Source organism: Nocardioides sp. Leaf307, from assembly GCF_001423135.1.
In the GTDB taxonomy this organism is placed as follows: Bacteria; Actinomycetota; Actinomycetes; order Propionibacteriales; family Nocardioidaceae; genus Nocardioides; species Nocardioides kribbensis.
Genome location: NZ_LMNY01000001.1, coordinates 398,679 through 417,913, shown reverse-complemented (window position 1 = coordinate 417,913; position 19,235 = coordinate 398,679). Strand labels below are relative to the sequence as shown.

Genomic DNA, 19,235 nt, shown 5'->3' with positions numbered 1-19,235 from the left:
CGCCGGCGCGGGACTCAGTACTGCGCGGGAGTGGCGCCGCGGCGGGCGAACCAGTCGTTGGCTCCGCCGGTGAAGACCATGACCACGACCGCGATCGAGGCCGCCAGCGTCACCACCGAGACCAGGGAGCCGATCGCGAGCAGGCTGACGACCGCGGTGAGGACCGAGGAGATCACCAGCAGGATCCGGCCGGCCTTGGAGCGGCGCAGCGTCATCACCGCGAACACGATGCCGAGCACCGCCCACACGGCCACGACCAGCGACACGACGAGCACCGCCGTGGCCAGCGCGTCGGGCGAGAGGTCGGCCGCGCCGGGCTGGTTGCGCAGCTCGCGCTCGAGCTCGTCGACGATCTGGTCGCGGGCGGCGGCCACGGCGACGGTCACGAAGCCGAAGACCAGCGCGACGAGCGCCGAGAGCACGAGGGCGATCACCGCGGCGATGGTGACACGGCCGGGCCGCTTGTCGGGGTCGGTGGCCGAGCCGTAGGGGCCGGCGCCGTAGGCCTGGGTGCCGTAGGGCGTGCTGCCGTAGGCGTCGGGCTGCTGGCCGTAGCCGGGCTGGCCGTAGGGGTTCTGACCCTGCTGGGGCTGTCCGTAAGGGCTCTGGCCCTGCTGGGGCTGCCCGTACGGGTTCTCCGGCGGCTGCGGCTGGCCGTAGGGGCTCTGACCCTGCTGCGGCTGGCCGTAGGGGTTCGGCTGCTGCTGGCCGTAGGGGTCCTGACCGGAGGGGGTGGGTCCGGAGGGCGGGTACTGGTCGCTCATGGCGGCATGCTCCCACGCCGCGCGCCCCGCCGGGCTCACCCGCGAGCGCACCCCGCCGGACCCGCCCGCAGGCTCAGGGCCGGGCGCGGCCGGCGGTGCGCCGCTCGGCGTACCACCGGCGCACCTCGGGGCGCGACAGCAGCACCACGGTGGCCACGCAGGCCGCCAGCGGCAGCGCCATCACCAGGCTGGTGACCGCGGTGACCAGGAAGAGGCCGGCGGCCAGGGCCGAGGAGACGACCAGCCCGAGGCGTCCGCCGTTGCTGCCGCGGAAGGCGAGCACGGCCACGACGGTCGCGACCACCGCCCACACCACGACGACCCCGGCCATGGCGTAGACCGCCGTGGTGAGGTCGGAGCGGCTGAGGTCGGCGTCGGCGAGGGCGGGGTTCTGCCGGTAGACCTCGTCGAAGAGCATGTCGGGCGCGGCCGCGATGACCGCGGCGGTCAGCACCATGCCGAGCGCGACCAGGCCGCTGAAGGCCCAGGTCAGCGAGCACGCCCACACCACCGCCGAGGGCCGCCGCAACGGGCGTGCCGACGCGGGGTGGCCGACGAAGGGCGCGACCCGCTGGTCGGGCCGGGCCTGCTGGTCGGGGCGCGAGGCCGCCGCCGACCCGAAGCCGGTCCACGGCGCCGGCTGGCCTTGCTCCCCGTCGACCCGCGGTCCGCTCCGTGGGGCGGGCGCCTCCGCCCCCGGACCCGGCGTCTGGCCCGAGGACCGGTCCTGCGGCGAGCCGACGGGCGGGTACGCCGGCGGCCACCCACCGGGCGCGGGCCCGTCGGATCCACCCGGCGGCGTGGTGCGACCCGCGGCCCGGTCGGCCGCCGCGCGCTCGTCGTCGCGCTGGCGCGGGGTGACCCCGTCGAACCAGTCGCGCGCCGGCTGGAGCCACAGCAGCAGCGCGGCCACCGCGACCAGGGAGGAGGTGAAGCCCCCGCTGACCAGCCCGCCGAGGAAGAGCGGCACCGCGAGCACGGCCAGCGCGAGGCGCGCCGGCTTGGAGCGCTGGAGCACCGACCAGCCGAGCACCGCGGCGGCCGCCGCGCAGGCTCCGGTGACCATGCCGGTGACGCGCAGCAGCGTGACGACGTCGGTGGTCTCCAGACCCAGCCCGTCGGCGGGAGGCTCGCCGAGGAAGGTCTCGATCGTCTCCCGGGTCTCCAGCGACGTCAGGCGGGTGATCTGGTCGTAGACCGCCAGCACGACGACGACGGAGCCGACGATGATGAGCCAGCCGGCGATCGTCACCTGCCGGGGGCGGGTGGGGGTGGCCTCGCTCATGGCTCCATCCTCCCAGACCGCGCCCAGCGGCCCCGGGCCGGACGGGCCCGGGGCCGGGGACGACCGGGCCGACCGGCCTAGCCGGTGACCAGCGCCAGCCCGTCGCCGCCGACCTCGACCCTCACCCGGCCGCCGTCGGAGACCTCGCCGCCGATGAGCAGCCGGGCCAGCGGGTCGCCGATCGCGGTCTGGATCAGCCGCCGCAGCGGCCGGGCGCCGTAGGCCGGGTCGTAGCCGGTCTCGGCCAGCCACGTGCGGGCCTCGTCGCTGACCTCGATCGCGATCCGGCGCACGGCCAGCCGCTTCTCCAGCAGCGCCAGCTGCAGGTCGACGATGTGGGTCAGCTCGTCCTTGGTGAGGGCGTCGAAGAGCACGATCTCGTCGAGCCGGTTGAGGAACTCGGGCTTGAAGGAGGCCCGCACCACCGCGAGCACCGACTCGCGTCGCTTCTCGGGGTCGAGCAGCGGGTCGACCAGGTGCTGCGAGCCCAGGTTGCTGGTGAGGATCAGCAGCGTGTTGCGGAAGTCGACGGTGCGGCCCTGGCCGTCGGTGAGCCGGCCGTCGTCGAGCACCTGGAGCAGGATGTCGAAGACCTCGGGATGGGCCTTCTCGACCTCGTCGAGCAGCACGACGGAGTAGGGCCGGCGGCGCACCGCCTCGGTGAGCTGGCCGCCCTCGTCGTAGCCGACGTAGCCCGGAGGCGCACCGACCAGCCGCGAGACGGCGTGCTTCTCGGAGTACTCGCTCATGTCGATGCGCACGATCGCGCGCTCGTCGTCGAAGAGGAAGTCGGCCAGCGCCTTGGCGAGCTCGGTCTTGCCGGTGCCGGTGGGGCCGAGGAAGAGGAAGCTGCCGGTGGGCCGGTGGGGGTCGGCGATGCCGGCGCGGGAGCGGCGTACGGCGTCGCTGACCGCGCCGACCGCCTCGCGCTGGCCGATGAGGCGCTCGCCGATGACCGCCTCCATCTCCAGCAGCTTGGCCGTCTCGCCCTGGAGCATGCGGCCGGTGGGGATGCCGGTCCAGGCCTCCACGACGTCGGCGATCTGCTCGGCGCCCACCTCCTCGCCGACCAGGGGCTCCAGCTGCGGGCCCTCGCTGCCGTCGGCGCTGCGCTGGGCGGTGGCGGCCGCCTGGGCCAGCGACTTCTCCAGCGCGGGGATCTGGCCGTAGAGGATCTCGCTGGCCTCGTCGAGACGGCCCTCGCGCATCAGCTTGTCGGCGTGCACCCGCACCGCGTCGAGGCGCCGGCGCAGCTCGCCCTCGTCCTCCAGCGTCGCCTTCTCCTGCTCCCAGCGCGCCTCGAGCCCGCGCAGCTCCTCCTCGTGGTCGGCGAGGTCGGCGCGCAGCCGGGCCAGCCGCTCGACCGAGGCCTCGTCGCTCTCCTTGGCCAGCGCGAACTCCTCCATCTTCAGCCGCTCCACGCGCCGGCGCAGCCGGTCGATCTCCTCCGGGCTGGACTCGATCTCCATGCGCAGCCGCGAGGCGGCCTCGTCGATGAGGTCGATGGCCTTGTCGGGCAGCTGGCGCCCGGTGATGTAGCGGTCGGACAGGGTGGCCGCGGCGACCAGCGCGGCGTCGGTGATGCGCACGCCGTGGTGGGCCTCGTACTTCTCCTGGATGCCGCGCAGGATCTGGATGGTGTCCTCGACGCTGGGCTCGCCCACCAGCACCTGCTGGAAGCGGCGCTCGAGGGCGGGGTCCTTCTCGATCCGCTCGCGGTACTCGTCGAGGGTGGTGGCGCCGATCATGTGCAGCTCGCCGCGCGCCAGCATCGGCTTGAGCATGTTGCCGGCGTCCATGGCCGAGTCGCCGCCGGCGCCCGCGCCGACCACCGTGTGCAGCTCGTCGATGAACGTGATGACCTGCCCGCCGGCGTCCTTGATCTCCTCGAGCACGGCCTTGAGCCGCTCCTCGAACTCGCCGCGGTACTTCGCACCGGCCACCATCGCGGCCAGGTCGAGGCTGAGCACCCGGCGGCCCTTGAGCGAGTCGGGCACGTCGCCCGCGACCACGCGCTGGGCCAGGCCCTCGACCACGGCGGTCTTGCCCACGCCGGGCTCGCCGATGAGCACGGGGTTGTTCTTGGTGCGCCGGCTCAGCACCTGCACGACGCGGCGGATCTCCGCGTCGCGCCCGATGACGGGGTCGAGCCCGCCCTCCTCGGCCAGCGCGGTGAGGTCGACGGAGTACTTCTCCAGCGCCTCGTACGTCGACTCCGCGTCCTGGCTGGTGACCCGGCGGCTGCCGCGCACCGCGCCGAGGCCCTCGCGCAGCCCGGCCTCGCTGAGGCCGGCGTCGAGGAGCACCTTCTGCGCCGGGCTCTCGGTGCCGGCCAGCGCCACGAGCAGGTGCTCGGTGGCGACGTAGTCGTCCTTCATGCCCGCGGCCAGGTCGAGCGCACCGGCCAGCACCCGGGTCAGCGCGGCGGAGGCGGCCGGCTGCTGGACCGTGGCCCCGCTCGCCTTCGGCAGCGCTGCCATCACGGCCTCGGCGGTCGAGGTCAGCGCCGCGGCGTCGACCCCGGCCTTGGTGACCAGGCTGCGGGTCACGCCGTCGCCCTGGCGCAGCAGCGCCACGAGGAGGTGGACCGGCTCGGTGACGCTGTTGCCGGCCGTGGTGGCGGAGAGCTGCGCGGCCTCGATAGCCTCGCGGCTGCGAGTGGTGAACTTGTCGGCGCCGAACTGGCTCATGTCTGTCTCCTGCGGGTCCCGGTGTCCAGGTGCGGTGTCCACCACCGGTGGACGTCACCTGCTCAACGTACAAGAAGTTGAGTCTGTTCCACTCAACTTCGGAGTCGTCGTGCCCCGGCCCGCCGGGGCGGGGTGACCGGACGGCCTACGCGGCGTCGGGGCGCCGCTCCTAGTCTCGCCGGGAGGGGCCGATGCCCGGAGGACCCAGGCCAGGAGGACACCGTGGCGCCGGTGAGGACCGTGATCGACGAGGACACCGACGACGTGCGCGACATGCTGCGGCTGCACCGACGACTCGCCCGGGGGCGGCTCCTGGCAAGACTCGAACCAACCGCAACACGAGCCCCGACGCCGCCGAAACCAAGGACACCCCGCGCGACACCCCGGCCCGCCGCGCGGGCGAGGGTGCTGCCGGAGTGGGGGAGTCGGACCTACCGCGCTACCTCAGCCTCACCCGCAAGGAGGCCCGGATCCGTGATGACCAGGCCGAGGCGCTTGCCACCCTCAGTCGCCGCCTCATGCGCTCCCGGCGCGGCGCCGGCGCAGAACGCATCACCGACAACACCTTGATCCGGATCGGCATCGACCTCCTCCTCCAGCACGCCGACCAAATCGAGGGAGCTACCGAGGACGAACTCCGAAAGTCTGTGAGTCTGTAACTCCCAGACCACCGAAGCCCGCCGGCCCGACTCTGGTGTCACGCCGGCGAACCGAAGGGCCCGGCACTCACCATCTGGGAAAAGGTGGGGCGCCGGGCCCTTCGCGCTGCCACCCACGCCACGAGCAACGAGGCCCAAGACCACGGCGCCGGCCCCGCCGCGCGATCGCCGCGACCTGACGGCCGCGACCCCACCCTTTAGTGGTTCTCCTCCCCGGGGCCTCGATTCTGGGCCGCCGCCACCGCCGCGCAAGGGAAGCGGTGCCCTCCGCAAGCTCCGGCCCTTGCCCGGCGCCGGCTCCACGGCGGCCCGTCATCTCTCTTGCCCGGGGAGGGCGAACAACGGTCGGCACCCAGAGCCACCACCCGCCACGGTCTCGCAGGAGGCCACCAGTCATGACCACCACCACCACCACCACCAACAAGAGCACGAGCACGACGAGCACCGCGAGGACCGGCGCGCGGGCGCCGAAGCGGGCGCGGGCGAAGAAGGGGAGGACCCCCGAGCAGCGCGCCGCCGAGGCCCAAACCCTGCACGACACCCTCACCGCCCAGGTCGGGCGCCGTGCATGGGGTCACCAATCCACCCGAGCGATGATCCTCAGTCGCGGGCACTCAATCGGAGCGCCACTTGTGGGTTCGCAGCGGTAGGACCGAAGGTTCTGACTCGGATCTAATCAGTGGTCCCTTAACCTCTCGGAGAACAAGTGAAGAGTCAACGATTCACCGCGCTATTGGCCGCAGGCGCAGTATGTGCCGCGGCTTCTCCGGCGGTTGCCGACGGGGATACGGAACCCTCCGGGTCGGCTCTCAATCTGACGGTGAACGAATCCGATGCGGCGGGAGACGACGGCATCGCGCCGGATGCGACACTGACGGTTGAGATGCCCACCGATGGACTGACCCTCCCCGCCGCCGGGTCTCTTGTGTGCAACGTTACGGCCAACAACCCGCACTATTCGGCGGGTGCCCCAGGGGTCATCGCCAAGATCCGCTACACATGCACCGGCAACATCTCTGGAACCCTCGGCGTCAACGCGAACTTGTACCGCTTTGCGCCCGGCACCACGGGACCCTACGTGCCGCGAGCTTCCAATAACCAGAGCCGACCGGTCGGCCCCCTCGCAGCTGGCATTGTTTATGTTCCCGCCGATTCACTGCCCGGCATCGTATGCAAGTTGTCGGATCGCTACTACGCAGCGGCGTTTCTCACGCTCAATGCGGGGCCCTCGAGCAGTACAGGCAGCGTTCGATCCAACACGGTGTCCCCCCAAAAATGCAGTTGAGCTGCACGTAACCTGAACCCCGGCCCGCGGCCTCGCGCGGGCCGGGGTTCTGTTATCGAGAGTTGCGATCGTGGCCCTGTAGCCAGACGAGACCGCGACCCGTTCTCGGTTGGACGCTTTCCAGCGTGTCATCATCCACAACTAGAGCGATTGCAAACACCTCATCGATAGCCGCGCGCCCGCGCGCCCAATCGAGCACCTCCACGAAGTCATACCCCGTGAGATCGTAGGTTGTTGTGCTGGCTGACTCCTGTCCATCGACAGCCGTCTGGACGTAGACGCGAAAGCGTGGACTGTCGTCCTCCCAAGCGCTATCCCGCTCGTCCACGGGGATTATGGATCTCGGCCTTTGCTCCATTGCTCCAGCGTGCCACAGGCGGTGACAATCGTCGGGCCGACTCTGCCCGGATGAAGCCGCACGCAGCGCCCGTCATGATCGGCGCCTTTCCGCCCGAGCGTCGCGTCGTGACCCTGGGACCGGGACCGCGGCCGCCGAGATGTTGCACGGGTTCCGACAGGCGCGAGTCCGCAGCAACCAGAACATCAAGAGGGCCGCCTGGCCTGAGCCGGTCGACAGTTTGGAACTGCTGCGCCAGGTTCTCGAGGAGTGCGACCGGGAGTACGGGCCGACCGCGACGACGACTGACCGCGCGTCGGTGCCCGGGCGTACCGTCCCGCCCATGCAGCTGCACGCCGCCCACCGACCAGCCGACGACGACACCGTCGAGGCCCACCACTGGACCCTCGTTCAGCGGCCGGCACCACGAGCGCCGTAGGCCACGTGGCCCTCCCAGCCGCGTCCGGGTTGGTTGCGCCACTCCCCCAGCAGCCCGAGCATCCACTCCCCATCGCTCATCACCATGACGTGCTTGGAGGGGTTGTCGCTGGGTTGGGGGAAGTCCCCGCCGCGTGGTCGACGAGCCAGGTCCGGCTCGGTGCGGTGCCCCAGGTCGCGGGCCACCCTCAGCGCTCCACGCGCACGTGCAGCAGCACATGACCCTCCGGCACGCCGGCCTGGGCCTGCTCGAGCAGCTGGGCGTAGTCGTCGCCCTCCAGGGTCCCACCGGTGCGGCTCGGCTCCGGTGTCACCGGCAGGACGCGAGGCGAGGTGAAGAACCATGGCCCAGACCGTAGGACCTGTGCCTGAGCGGCCACGGCCACGACGTGGTGGGCGAGGCCGGCGACGGCCGAGCCGGCATCGAGGTCGTCGGGCGGCACCAGCCCGACCTCGTGGTCCTCGACCTGTCCATGCCCGTCATGGACGGCCTCGAGGCCCTCCCCCACCTGCGCCGTACCAGCCCGGACAGCACCATCGTGGTGCTGTCGGCCCACGGTGCCGACCAGATGGCGCAGCGCGCGCTCGACCTCGGCGCCGACGGCTACATCGAGAAGGGCACGTCGCTGCGCGTGGTGCTCGCGCGCATCGACGTCCTGCTCAGCCCTCCGGGGTGACTGCGCGGGGCGTGTCGCCGGCCTCCGACTCCGGCGGCGTGGCGTGGGCGGGGAACTCCACCGCCGCCGACTCCTCGTCGACCAGGCAGGTGCGGCAGAAGTCCTCGCCGAAGGGCGTGAGGTGGATGCTGCGCCGCACGACCTTGGCGAAGCGCACCGAGTGCACCGCCTCGAGCACGTCGGGCTGGGCCTCCAGCACCTGGTAGTCCATCGGGTCGCGCAGGGCCTCCCGGCTGAACCACACCAGCCCGAGGCGGAAGAGGTTGTTGAGGTAGGCCGGCACCTGGTCGAGGTAGCGGCACCCCGCCCGCCCGCCGATCATGGTCAGCCCCGGCGCGATGAGCTGGCTGTTGACCATGCCGATCGGCCCGCCGGTGCGCACGTCGACGCTGGGCTGCGGCCCCCCGCGCAGGAGCAGCAGCAGGATGCGCGCCTCGTCGGGGGCCACCTCGCCGAGGATCCGCCCGTAGGCCGGGTGCGAGGACTCGGTCTCCCACACGTCGCGGGAGCGCTCGAGCAGCCGGGCGCCCTGCTCGCGCAGGCTCAGGGGCGCCGGCGCCTCGTCGCGGCGCGTGGCGTGGCCGCCGTAGGAGACGACCTGGCCGGTGACCACCGGCTCGCTCTCGACGATCTCGCCGAAGGCCTCGGCCGCGTGCGCCAGCGCCTTGCCGATCGGGGTGCCCGACGACACCGAGCGGGTCAGGTCGCTGACCACGGTGGCGGCCTGCGTGGCGTCCTTGGCCAGCGCCGCGGCCTCGTCGGGGTCGCGCACCGCGCGCAGGAAGCGTCGACTCGTGCGCGCCGAGGTGCGCACCCCCCAGCCGGTCGTGTGCCAGGCGGCCGAGGCGGCCACCCGGCCCAGCCCGGGCAGCGCCTCGACGGCCGGCGCCAGGCGACCGGTGAGGCCCTGACCGTCGCGGGCGGCCGGGCCCGGGGCGACGTACGGCGGCAGCGCGGGCGGCTCGCCCGCTGCCCCGCGCCTGTCGCCTGCTCGCCTGTCGGCGGTGTCGCTCACGCCCTCACCCCACTCCGAAGATCCACAGGTGCAGGAAGCCGCCTGCCAGCCCCATGATGGCGCCGTGGGCGTACAGCATCCACTCGTCCTCCTTGATGGCCGCCCGCATCATCTCGACGAAGTCGCGCGGCGGCAGCTCCTTGGTGCGGCGCGCCACCAGCACCCGGATCTTCTCGGCCTGGCGCGCGCTGAAGTCCTTGTCGCGGAAGGGCGTGAGCGTGCGGCCCACGAGGTCCTGGGCCACCGAGTCGCGGATCGTGTCGAAGCGGTCGCTTCCCACCGCGACCCGCACCGCGCCGCGGGCCGGCCCGACCGCGAGGTCGATGGCCGGGCGCAGGGCGGTGGCCAGCATCGCCCGCGTGCGGTCGCCGCGGGGGCCGTCGAGCAGGAAGTCGCCGATGCGCTCGAGGGTGATCACGTCGTCGGCGATGATGCGGGCGTAGACCTCCGCGGCCTCCGGCTGGCGGCGCGGGAAGAGGCCGTGCACCTTGACGCCCAGGATACGACGCGGCTCCGGGGGCTCGAAGATCAGCCACATGCCCAGCGCGTTGGTGATCCATCCGACCACGACGCCCAGCACCGGCAGCAGCCACCACAGGCCGAAGATCGAGTCGACCACCGCCACGGGGATGCCGAGCAGGAAGCCGAAGACGAAGCCGAAGGTGACCATGAGGTTGAGCTCGCGCTGGCCGAAGTCGCGGAAGATGCGCACCACCAGCGAGGGGTTCTCCCGGAAGTGGTCGATCACCATGATCTTGGGGTCGAGCAGCTGGTCGATGTGGGTGCCGATCTCGGTGGTCACCCGCCCCACCACGGTCGGCAGCTGGGCGTCGACCCGCTCCACCACCGCGCGCCGCACCGGCCCGGGCAGGTCGCGCCACAGGCGCGGGTGCTCGCGGCGCATCACGCCGTCGACGAGCTCGGGCAGCTCGGGGCGGAAGACGCTCACGATGTGCTCGGCGATCTGGTCGGGCTCCAGCTGCTGGTAGAACTCCGCCGGGGTGCCGAGCTTGGCGATGGCCTTGTCGACGGCGATGCTGCCCATCTTGGCCGCGCGCGCCGGGATGATCCCCTGCCAGCCCAGGCCGCCCTGGAGCAGCCCCGGCACCTCCTGCACCTTGCGCGGCAGCACCGAGACCAGCTCGCGCATGCCCGGCACGCGCACGCCGTGGAAGCGCACGGGGCTGAAGAGCATCCACAGCCCCGACCAGTTGATGAGCCAGCCGATGACGCCGGTGAACACCGGGATCGTCAGGAAGTGGACCCACTTGACGTCGTCGGCCCACGCGGCCAGCACGTCGAGCAACCACTGCACCCTGAGCACCCCTTCGTGCCCGGCCGTCCGGCCGGGTGGTGGCCGAAGACTAGCGCCCCGCCCACGTCGGTGGACGGGTGTTCCGCGTCACGCTCCCCGCCCGCGAGCGGCTCAGCCGCGGCCGCGGCGCCACACCACGAGCGACTGGCCCGGGTCGGGTCGTCGCAGCACCGGCAGCTTGTTGGGCAGCGCGGGGGCCGAGGCGTCGGCCCGCCGCGCGGTGAGCGCCTGCTGGAGCGCGGCCCGGGTGCGGTCGAGCTCATCGGCCAGCTCGGCGTTGCGCGCGGTCAGCGCGGCCACGTGGTTCTCCAGGTCGAGGATCCGGCGCACGCCCTCGATCCCGATGCCGGCCGAGGTGAGCTCGGAGATCACCCGCAGCAGCTCGATGTCGCGGTGGGAGTAACGACGTCCCCCGCCGCCGGTGCGACCCGGCGTGATCAGGCCCAGGCGCTCGTAGGTGCGCAGGGTCTGCGGGTGCAGGCCCGTCAGCTCCGCGGCGACGGAGATGACGTAGACGGCCGCGTCGTAGGACGGCTCGAAGGGGTCGCGCTGGGCCATGGGGTCACCCGGCCTGCTCGAAGAGGTTGGCGCGCAGCGGCCTGCCGGCCGTGGCGGCGCGGTAGGCCTCCACCGCCTCGCGCGCGGTGGCGTCGAGCACGGCCGGCACCTGCACCTCGACGGTGGCCAGCAGGTCGCCCGACGTGCCGTCGCTCTTGCGCGCGCCCTTGCCGCGCACGCGGAAGGTGCGCCCGTTGGGGGTGCCGGCCGGCACCTTGAGGGTGACCGGCGTGCCCGCCAGCGTCGGGATCCGCACGTCGGCGCCGAGGGCGAGCTCGTCGAAGGAGACCGGCACGTCGAGGGTGAGGTTGTCGCCCTTGCGGCCGAAGAGGCGGTGCCCGGAGACCTTGACGGTGACGTAGAGGTCCCCGGCCGGGCCGCCGTGCTCCCCCGCGCCGCCCTTGCCGCGCAGGCGGATGCGCTGGCCGTCCTTGACCCCCGCGGGGATCCGGGCCTGGATGGTGCGCGAGGACTGGCCGCGACCACTGCCGTGGCAGGTCGGGCACGGGTCGTCGTAGAGCAGCTGGCGGCCGTGGCAGGCCGGGCAGGTCTCGTTCATCGAGAAGGCCCCGCCCACCGAGGCCACCACGAAGCCGGCGCCCTCGCACTCGGGGCACACGTGGGGCTTGGTGCCGGGCTTGCCGCCCGTGCCGGAGCAGGTCGCGCAGGGCGCGTCGGAGCTGAGCCGCAGCGAGATCGTCACGCCGTCGAGGGCGTCGGTGAAGCTGATGGTGGCGGTGGTCTCGACGTCGCCGCCCTTGGTGGCGCGCACCCGCTGCCGGGTGCGGCCGCCACCGGCGCCGCCGCCGCGGAAGAGGTCGCCGAACATGTCGCCGAGCCCGCCCTGGCCCGGGGCGCCGGCGCGGTCGCGCAGCAGGTCGTCGAGGTTGAAGCCGCCGGCACCGCCGGAGGTGCCTCCCCCACCGAAGCCGCCGCCGAAGCCGCCGCTGCCGTAGAGGGAGCGCATCTCGTCGTACTTCGCCCGCTTCTCGGGGTCGCCGACGACGTCGTAGGCTTCGGCCACCTGCTTGAAGCGGTCGTGCTTGGCGGTGTCACCGGGGTTGGAGTCGGGGTGGTTCTCCCGCGCCAGGCGCCGGTAGGCCTTCTTGATCTGGTCGGCCCCGGCGTCCTTGGTCACGCCGAGCGTGGCGTAGAAGTCCTTCTGCGCCCAGTCGGTGCGGAAGCCGTTGTCACTCACGGGAGAACCTCCCCTCTCTGGTCTCGGTGGTGCTGGTCGTGCCGGTGCTGGTCGTGCTGGTCGGGTCTCAGCCGGCCGGGTCGGCCACGAGCACCTGGGCAGCCCGCACGACCCGGTCGCCGATGCGGTAGCCGGCCTTGGCGATCACCTTGCAGGTGGTCACCTCGACCTCGGGGTCCTCGCCGATGTGGGAGAGGGCCTCGTGCAGGCTCGGGTCGAAGGCGTCGCCGGGCTGGCCGAAGCGGATCAGGCCGAGGTTGGCCACGGTCCGCTCGAGCTGCTCGGCCACCGACTTGAAGCCGCCCTCGAGCGGCTCGTGCTCGCGGGCCCGGTCGATGGTGTCGAGCACCTCGGTGATCGGGGCGAGCGCGGCGTAGGTCGCGTTCTCCTTGATCAGCTCGCGGTCGCGCTCGACACGGCGCTTGTAGTTGAGGAACTCCGCCTGCAGCCGCTGCAGGTCGGAGAGCCGCTCGGCCGACTCCATGCGGGCCAGGGCCAGCTCGTCGTCGGCCGGGTCACCGCCCACCGCGCCGGTCGGCTCGGTGGGGTCCTGCGAGCTGTCGCCGCTCACGGGCTCCTCCTCGACCTCGGTCTCGTTGGCCATCTCGGCCGCCTCCGCCGGGAACGCCCCCTCGGGGGAGGGAGCCGCAGCCTGCTGCGGCTCCCCCGCCCCGGAGGTGCCCTCGGGGTGCTCGCCGGACGGCTGCTCACCGGGGGCTGAGGTCACTTGGACTCACCCTCGGTGGAGCCGGTGGTGTCCTCGTCCACGACCTCGGCGTCGACGATGTCGTCGTCGGCCTCGCCCGTGGCGCCGGTCGCCCCGCCGGCGGCGGCGGAGTCGGCCTCGGCCGCGGCGTACATGGCCGCACCCATCTTCTGGCTCGACTCGTTGAGCTTCGTGACGCCGGCGGTGATCTCCTCGCCCGAGGCCTCGGAGTTCTCCAGCGTGGCCTTCAGCGCGTCGACGTCGGCCTGCACCTCGGTCTTGACGTCGTCGGGGATCTTGTCGCCGTTGTCGCCGAGGAACTTCTCGGTGGTGTAGACGAGCTGGTCGGCCTGGTTGCGGACCTCGATGGCCTCGCGACGCTTGGCGTCCTCCTCGGCGTACTGCTCGGCCTCGCGGACCATGCGGTCGATGTCGTCCTTGCCGAGCGCGGAGCCGCCGGAGATCGTCATCGACTGCTCGCGGCCCGAGGCCTGGTCCTTGGCCGAGACGTGCACGATGCCGTTGGCGTCGATGTCGAAGGTGACCTCGATCTTCGGGATGCCGCGCGGCGCCGGCGGGAGACCGGTCAGCTCGAAGTTGCCGAGGGGCTGGTTCTGCGCCCACATCTGGCGCTCGCCCTGGGCGACCTTGATCTCCACCGACGGCTGGTTGTCGTCGGCGGTGGTGAAGATCTCCGAGCGCTTGGTCGGGATGGTGGTGTTGCGCTCGATGAGGTTGGTCATCACGCCGCCCTTGGTCTCGATGCCCAGCGACAGCGGGGTCACGTCGAGGAGCAGGACGTCCTTGACCTCGCCCTTGAGCACGCCGGCCTGCAGCGCGGCGCCGATGGCGACGACCTCGTCGGGGTTGACGCCCTTGTTGGGCTCCTTGCCGCCGAGCAGCTCCTTGACGACGTCGGAAACCGCCGGCATGCGGGTCGAGCCGCCGACGAGCACCACGTGGTCGATCTTGTCGACGGCGACGCCACCGTCCTTGAGCACGTTCTGGAACGGCGTCTTGGTGCGCTCGAGCAGGTCGGCGGTGAGCTTCTGGAACTCCGAGCGCGTCAGGCGCTCCTCGAAGTGCAGCGGGCCCGACTCGCCGTGGGTGATGTAGGGCAGGTGGATCGTGGTCTCGCTGGAGGAGGAGAGCTCGATCTTCGCCTTCTCCGCGGCCTCCTGCAGGCGCTGCTTGGCGATCTTGTCGGCGGCGAGGTCGACGCCGTTGCCGTCCTTGAACTTCTTGACCATCCAGTCGACGACGCGGGCGTCCCAGTCGTCACCACCGAGGTGGTTGTCACCGGAGGTCGCCTTGACCTCGACCACGCCCTCGCCGATCTCGAGCAGCGACACGTCGAAGGTGCCGCCACCGAGGTCGAAGACGAGGATCGTCTGGTCGTCGCCCTTGTCGAGGCCGTAGGCCAGCGCGGCCGCGGTGGGCTCGTTGACGATGCGGCTGACGTTGAGGCCCGCGATCTCGCCGGCCTCCTTGGTGGCCTGGCGCTGGGCGTCGGAGAAGTACGCCGGGACCGTGATCACCGCGTCGGTGACGGTCTCACCGAGGTAGGCCTCGGCGTCGCGCTTGAGCTTCTGCAGCACGAAGGCGCTGATCTGCTGCGGCGTGAAGTCCTTGTCGTCGATCTTCTGCTTCCAGTCGGTGCCCATGTGGCGCTTGACCGAGCGGATGGTGCGGTCGACGTTCGTGACGGCCTGGCGCTTGGCGACCTCGCCGACGAGCACCTCGCCGCTCTTGGCGAACGCGACGACCGACGGGGTCGTGCGGGCGCCCTCGGCGTTCGCGATGACGGTGGGCTCGCCGCCCTCCAGGACCGACACGACGCTGTTGGTCGTGCCGAGGTCGATGCCAACGGCTCGTGCCATGGGTGGTACCTCCATCTAGGGATGCTGCGGGTGAGTGGGGCCGTCCGCGCCCCGAGGGGCTGCGTCCGGCGATGACTCCATGATGCGTCGCCCGCGCCGCCCAGACAAGTTAGTTGAGTCTCATCGACTCAACTTGGCTCAGCCGTCTCAGCGCAGACCAGCCATCCGCAGCCCGATGTCCACGACCGAGACCCGGTCGAGTCCGCCCACCTCGTGCACCGAGATCCAGCGCGCCTCGTCGGTGCTGCCGTCGCGCTCGTGGGTCAGCTCGCCGCCCACGACGCGGGCGGCGAAGAGAGCGCGCACGGCCTTCATCGGGCGTCCCGAGCCGTTGAGGCGGCGCTCGGGGCCGATGACGTAGGTGTCGACGCCCAGCAGGTCGCCGAGCTCGACGTCGTAGCCGCTCTCCTCCTTGACCTCGCGCACCACGCCCTGCTCGACGCTCTCGTGCAGCTCGACCCCGCCGCCGGGCAGCGTCCACTGGCGACGGCTGCCCTCGTTCCAGAGCGCGAGCAGCACGTGCCCGGCGTCGTCGGTGATCACGGCGTAGGCGGCCAGACGGGTGTCGTAGTCGGTGTAGTGCACGGCTCCCATCCTTCCGGCCGGGTCAACCGCGCACGGTCGGGACGCCCGATCGGGTGAGACCAGGAATGATCCGCGGCGCTCGCTCGCTAGGACCCCCATGACCGTTTCCACGATCACCCTGAACAACCAGACGACGATCCCGCAGCTCGGCTTCGGCACCTACCAGGTGCCGCCGGAGCAGACGGCCGACACCGTCTCCACCGCGCTCGAGGTGGGCTACCGCCACATCGACACCGCGCAGATGTACCAGAACGAGCAGGAGGTCGGCGAGGCGCTCAAGGCCTCCAGCATCCCGCGCAGCGAGCTCTACATCACCTCCAAGCTCAACAACGGCTACCACCGGCCCGCCGACGCCGAGCGCGCCTTCGAGGAGACCCTCGACAAGCTCGGCCTGGAGCAGATCGACCTCTTCCTCATCCACTGGCCGCTGCCGACGCTCTACGACGGCGACTACGTCTCGACCTGGAAGACCCTCGCCTCCTTCGTGGCCGACGGCCGGGCCCGCTCCGTCGGCGTCTCGAACTTCCAGCCGGCCCACCTCGACCGCATCGTGGCCGAGACCGGCGTGGTGCCCGCGGTGAACCAGATCGAGGTCCACCCCTACTTCACCAACGAGGACGCCCGCGCCGCCTCGATCCGTCACGGCATCGAGGTCGAGGCGTGGTCGCCGATCGCGCAGGGCGCGGTGCTCGACGACCCGACCATCGGCGAGATCGCGGCGAAGTACGGCAAGACCGCCTCGCAGGTCACCCTGCGCTGGCACGTCGAGCGCGGCGACATCGTCTTCCCCAAGTCGATGAAGCGCGAGCGCATGGAGGAGAACTTCGCGATCTTCGACTTCGCCCTCACCCCCGACGAGGTCAGCACCATCGCCGGGCTCGACAAGGGCGAGGACGGGCGCACCGGCCCGAACCCGGACACGTTCGACTACGTGCCCGCCTGAGGCACCACCCGCACACACCAGCACCCCGGACGCCGAGCGTCCGGGGTGCTGCTGCGTCCGGGGGTGCTGCGCGTCGGGAAGCGTCGGGAAGACGTCAGCCGACGGTGACGCGGACCTCGTTGGAGGCCTTGCCGCTGTCGGGGTCGAGCACCCGGAAGCGGTTGACCCCGGGCGTGCTCGTCTGCACGTAGGTGGCGAAGGTCTGGTTGCTGACCACCGCGGTGACGGGGAAGTCCTCCCACCCGCCGCCGGCGAAGCGCTGCACCTGCAGCACCGCCCCCTCCCCGGTGGGGAAGACGCCGGTGAGGTCGATCTGGCCCATCGGGGCGACGGAGGTCTGCCCGGCGTTGAGGGTGAGGTCGCCGTCGGGCTTCTCGCTCCTCGTCGGCGACGGGCTCTGCGAGGGGGTGGCCGACGCGGTGGCCGAGCCGCCGAGGGTGATCTCGGGGCCGCCGGGGGCGCCGGTGTCCTCGAAGCGCGGGATGTAGAGGGAGCCGGTGTCGCTGGCGCTGCTGGTGGCGCCGGAGTCGCCGACGCCGGCGACGCGGGTCACGGCGAGCGCGACGCCGCCCAGCACGAGGCCGACCGCCAGCCCGACGCCCAGCAGCGCGGCCAGGCCGGTGGCCACCGCGCGACGCACCTCGTGCGACTCCTCCTGGGCCGGCGTCCGGGCGCTGCTGCCGTCGGTGCCGTCGTGGTCGTCGTGCTCGGCCACCGAATCACTCCCCGTCGTCGGCGGGGCCCGTGCCGGCGCCCGCGGGGCCATTCTCGCCGCCGCCGGTCGGCGAGCCAAGCCGGGCGGCGTAGGAGACCACCCCGGCGGGGTCGGGGGTGGCGTCGACCTGCTCGCGCGCGACGAGGAGGTCGAGGTGGGCCTTGGTCTCCATCGCGGCCATGCCCTGGTTGAAGACGTCGAGGCTCGCCCAGGCGTGGTCGTGCCGGGTCCAGGGCAGCACGGCGGCGACGTCGGCGGCGCTGACGGACCCGCCGCGCAGCGCCTCGAGGCACAGCGCGAGCCGGTGCTCGTGGTGGGCCAGCAGGGCGTCGACCCGGGCGTGGGAGGAGGGGGCGACGGGGCCGTGGGCGGGCAGGACCCGCAGGTCGGGCAGCTCGCGCACCCGTGCCAGGGAGGCCATGAAGTCGCCCAGCGGCGAGGCCACGACCGGCACGGTGAAGCCGATCGACGGGGTGATCGTGGGCAGCACGTGGTCGCCCGAGAGCAGCAGGCCGGCGGCCCGGTCGGCGAAGACGTAGTGGCCCGGCGTGTGGCCGGGGGTGTGCACGGCCTCGAGCGTGCGGGGGCCGACCTCGAGACGGTGGTCGCCCTCGAGCCAGGCGTCGGGGTAGGACCAGTGGCCCAGGTCGAACTCCTCCTGGCTGCGGGCGTGCTCCTCCCACCGCTCGGCGACCCCGTGGGCGCCGGCCGTGCGCAGCACGTCGGGGAACGGGCTGCGCCCGGGCCAGGCGTCGCTGTGGAAGAGGTCGAGCGCCGGCTTGTCGCCGATCCCGAGGGACACGTGGGCGCCGGTCTCGCCGGCCAGCTGCGAGGCGAGCGTGTAGTGGTCGCGGTGCACGTGGGTCACCAGGAAGCGGCGCACGTCGCCGACGCCCGCGCCGATCCGGGCCAGCGAGCGCTCGAGCACCGCACGGGCCGCCGGGAGGGCCCAGCCGCCGTCGACGAGGGTCAACCCGTCGTCGGTCTCGAGGGCGTAGACGTTGACCGCCCGCAGCCCGTCGTTCGGCAGCGGGAGCGGGATCCGGTGGAGCCCGTCGGCCACCGGCCAGGCGCCCTCGGCCGACCAGTGCTCGCCGGAGTCGGGTGAGACCGCGTGGGCCGTCGACGTGCCCGGCCCCGCCGTCTGGCCTGCGGTCCGGCCTGTGGTCCGGCCTGGGGTCTCACCTGGGGTCGGGGCGGGTGTGGGGGGCACGAGGCGGACCCTACGCCGGGACCGCTCGGGCAGGATGGGAGTGTGGACGACCCGCTGGTGCCGCGGCTGCGTGCCGCCGGCTGCGTCTACGCCGAGGAGGAGGCGAGCCTCCTGCGCGCCGCGGCCGAGGGATCCCCCGACCCGGGAACGCTGGAGCGGATGGTCGCCGAGCGGGTGGCGGGCCGGCCGCTGGAGGTCGTGGTCGGCTGGGCCGAGCTCGCCGGCACCCGTGTGGTGGTGACCCCCGGGGTCTTCGTGCCGCGGCGGCGCTCGGCCGCGCTGGTGCGCGCCGCGGAGGCCCGCCTGCGACCGGGGGCCACGGTGGTCGACCTGTGCTGCGGCACCGGCGCCGTCGGCGCCGCGCTCCTCGCGCGCCGCCCCGACCTGGTGGTGCACGCCGCCGACCTCGACCCGGTCGCCGTCGCCTGCGCCCGGCTCAACCTGCCCGCCGGCCCCGAGGGCCCGCGGGTCCACCAGGGCGACCTCTGGGCCGCGGTGCCCGAGCGGCTGCGCGGCGCGGTGGACGTGGCGGTCGCCAACGCGCCCTACGTGCCCACCGCCGCCCTGGCCACCCTCCCGCCCGAGGCCCGGCTCCACGAGCCGCGCGCCGCCCTCGACGGTGGCGACGACGGCCTGGTGCTGCACCGGCGCCTGCTCGCCGAGGCCCACCGGTGGCTGCGCCCGGGCGGCGCCCTCGTGGTCGAGGTGGGCGCGGGCCAGGTCGGGACGGCGCTGGCCCTCGCACGGGGGGCCGGGCTGCGGGCCACTGTGGAGCGCGACGACGACGTCGACGGGATCGCCGTGGTGGCGACCCTCCCGCGCCCCGCCACCGGTCTGGACCAGTCCGGGCCGCAGGTGTAGGTGACGCGTCACCGGGCATGGCCCTGACATCGGCGGCCCTCGATCCGGGGGGCGCGCGCAGGCCCGGTGGGAGGCGCCTGCGAGCGGAGGGCCGTCGATGCCGCACCCCGC

The 19,235-nt window shown here is 72.8% G+C and carries 17 protein-coding genes; 4 read left to right on the top strand and 13 right to left on the bottom strand.

Going from position 1 to position 19,235, the window contains the following annotated elements; genetic code table 11:
- Positions 1–14 precede the first annotated feature (14 nt).
- The 3 genes from ASF50_RS18725 to clpB form a co-directional block, all read right to left on the bottom strand.
- Positions 15–764, bottom strand: a complete 750-nt coding sequence (locus ASF50_RS18725; RefSeq protein ID WP_056903318.1) for a hypothetical protein — start codon at positions 762–764, stop codon at positions 15–17.
- 73 nt (positions 765–837) lie between these two features.
- Positions 838–2,049: a hypothetical protein gene (locus tag ASF50_RS01885; protein ID WP_056903317.1), complete on the bottom strand. Its 1,212-nt coding sequence runs from the start codon at positions 2,047–2,049 to the stop codon at positions 838–840.
- 77 nt (positions 2,050–2,126) lie between these two features.
- Positions 2,127–4,739 carry an ATP-dependent chaperone ClpB gene (clpB, locus tag ASF50_RS01880; RefSeq protein WP_056903316.1) on the bottom strand — a complete coding sequence of 871 codons (2,613 nt, stop codon included), beginning with the start codon at positions 4,737–4,739 and terminating at the stop codon, positions 2,127–2,129.
- Positions 4,740–6,218: 1,479 nt separating this feature from the next.
- Here clpB and ASF50_RS18720 point away from each other — a divergent pair.
- Complete coding sequence (locus ASF50_RS18720) at positions 6,219–6,683, top strand: hypothetical protein (RefSeq protein WP_156718032.1); 465 nt, start codon at positions 6,219–6,221, stop codon at positions 6,681–6,683.
- A 963-nt stretch (positions 6,684–7,646) separates the two neighbouring features.
- Here the strand turns inward: ASF50_RS18720 and ASF50_RS19865 are convergent.
- Positions 7,647–7,772 (bottom strand): hypothetical protein, encoded by a 126-nt coding sequence (locus ASF50_RS19865; protein WP_267477225.1) that lies wholly within the window; start codon positions 7,770–7,772, stop codon positions 7,647–7,649.
- A gap of 48 nt (positions 7,773–7,820) precedes the next feature.
- Between ASF50_RS19865 and ASF50_RS01850 the strand changes: the two genes are divergently transcribed.
- A complete protein-coding gene (locus ASF50_RS01850) occupies positions 7,821–8,135 on the top strand; it encodes a response regulator transcription factor (protein WP_082502656.1) in 315 nt (104 codons plus the stop codon).
- Here the strand turns inward: ASF50_RS01850 and ASF50_RS19380 are convergent.
- The 7 genes from ASF50_RS19380 to ASF50_RS01815 form a co-directional block, all read right to left on the bottom strand.
- Positions 8,119–9,150 carry an Abi-alpha family protein gene (locus ASF50_RS19380; RefSeq protein WP_235557523.1) on the bottom strand — a complete coding sequence of 344 codons (1,032 nt, stop codon included), beginning with the start codon at positions 9,148–9,150 and terminating at the stop codon, positions 8,119–8,121. The two genes, ASF50_RS01850 and ASF50_RS19380, sit on opposite strands and share 17 nt — an antisense overlap.
- Before the next feature lie 4 nt (positions 9,151–9,154).
- Positions 9,155–10,447 (bottom strand): hypothetical protein, encoded by a 1,293-nt coding sequence (locus tag ASF50_RS01840; protein WP_235557605.1) that lies wholly within the window; start codon positions 10,445–10,447, stop codon positions 9,155–9,157.
- A gap of 129 nt (positions 10,448–10,576) precedes the next feature.
- Complete coding sequence (locus ASF50_RS01835; RefSeq protein ID WP_056903309.1) at positions 10,577–11,023, bottom strand: heat shock protein transcriptional repressor HspR; 447 nt, start codon at positions 11,021–11,023, stop codon at positions 10,577–10,579.
- A gap of 4 nt (positions 11,024–11,027) precedes the next feature.
- The gene (gene dnaJ / locus ASF50_RS01830; protein WP_056903308.1) at positions 11,028–12,221 is read right to left on the bottom strand and encodes a molecular chaperone DnaJ; all 1,194 of its coding nucleotides are present in this window, start codon (positions 12,219–12,221) and stop codon (positions 11,028–11,030) included.
- Between the two features lie 67 nt (positions 12,222–12,288).
- Positions 12,289–12,948 (bottom strand): nucleotide exchange factor GrpE, encoded by a 660-nt coding sequence (gene grpE, locus ASF50_RS01825; RefSeq protein WP_235557522.1) that lies wholly within the window; start codon positions 12,946–12,948, stop codon positions 12,289–12,291.
- Positions 12,945–14,807, bottom strand: coding sequence for a molecular chaperone DnaK (dnaK, locus tag ASF50_RS01820; protein ID WP_056863302.1), 1,863 nt, complete (start codon positions 14,805–14,807; stop codon positions 12,945–12,947). The genes grpE and dnaK overlap by 4 nt, the downstream gene beginning before the upstream one ends.
- 147 nt (positions 14,808–14,954) lie before the next feature.
- The gene (locus tag ASF50_RS01815) at positions 14,955–15,392 is read right to left on the bottom strand and encodes an NUDIX hydrolase (protein ID WP_200918980.1); all 438 of its coding nucleotides are present in this window, start codon (positions 15,390–15,392) and stop codon (positions 14,955–14,957) included.
- Between the two features lie 97 nt (positions 15,393–15,489).
- On the opposite strand from ASF50_RS01815, the gene ASF50_RS01810 reads away from it, so the two are divergent.
- Complete coding sequence (locus ASF50_RS01810) at positions 15,490–16,335, top strand: aldo/keto reductase (RefSeq protein ID WP_056903307.1); 846 nt, start codon at positions 15,490–15,492, stop codon at positions 16,333–16,335.
- A gap of 94 nt (positions 16,336–16,429) precedes the next feature.
- On the opposite strand, the gene ASF50_RS01805 is transcribed toward ASF50_RS01810, so the two are convergent.
- Together ASF50_RS01805 and ASF50_RS01800 are read right to left on the bottom strand one after the other, a co-directional pair.
- On the bottom strand, positions 16,430–17,050 hold the full coding sequence (locus ASF50_RS01805) for a hypothetical protein (protein WP_056903306.1): 621 nt from the start codon (positions 17,048–17,050) through the stop codon (positions 16,430–16,432).
- Between the two features lie 4 nt (positions 17,051–17,054).
- The gene (locus tag ASF50_RS01800; protein ID WP_056903305.1) at positions 17,055–18,113 is read right to left on the bottom strand and encodes an MBL fold metallo-hydrolase; all 1,059 of its coding nucleotides are present in this window, start codon (positions 18,111–18,113) and stop codon (positions 17,055–17,057) included.
- A 192-nt stretch (positions 18,114–18,305) separates the two neighbouring features.
- Between ASF50_RS01800 and ASF50_RS01795 the strand changes: the two genes are divergently transcribed.
- Positions 18,306–19,124 (top strand): putative protein N(5)-glutamine methyltransferase, encoded by an 819-nt coding sequence (locus ASF50_RS01795; protein WP_056903304.1) that lies wholly within the window; start codon positions 18,306–18,308, stop codon positions 19,122–19,124.
- The last annotated feature ends 111 nt before the right edge of the window (positions 19,125–19,235 follow it).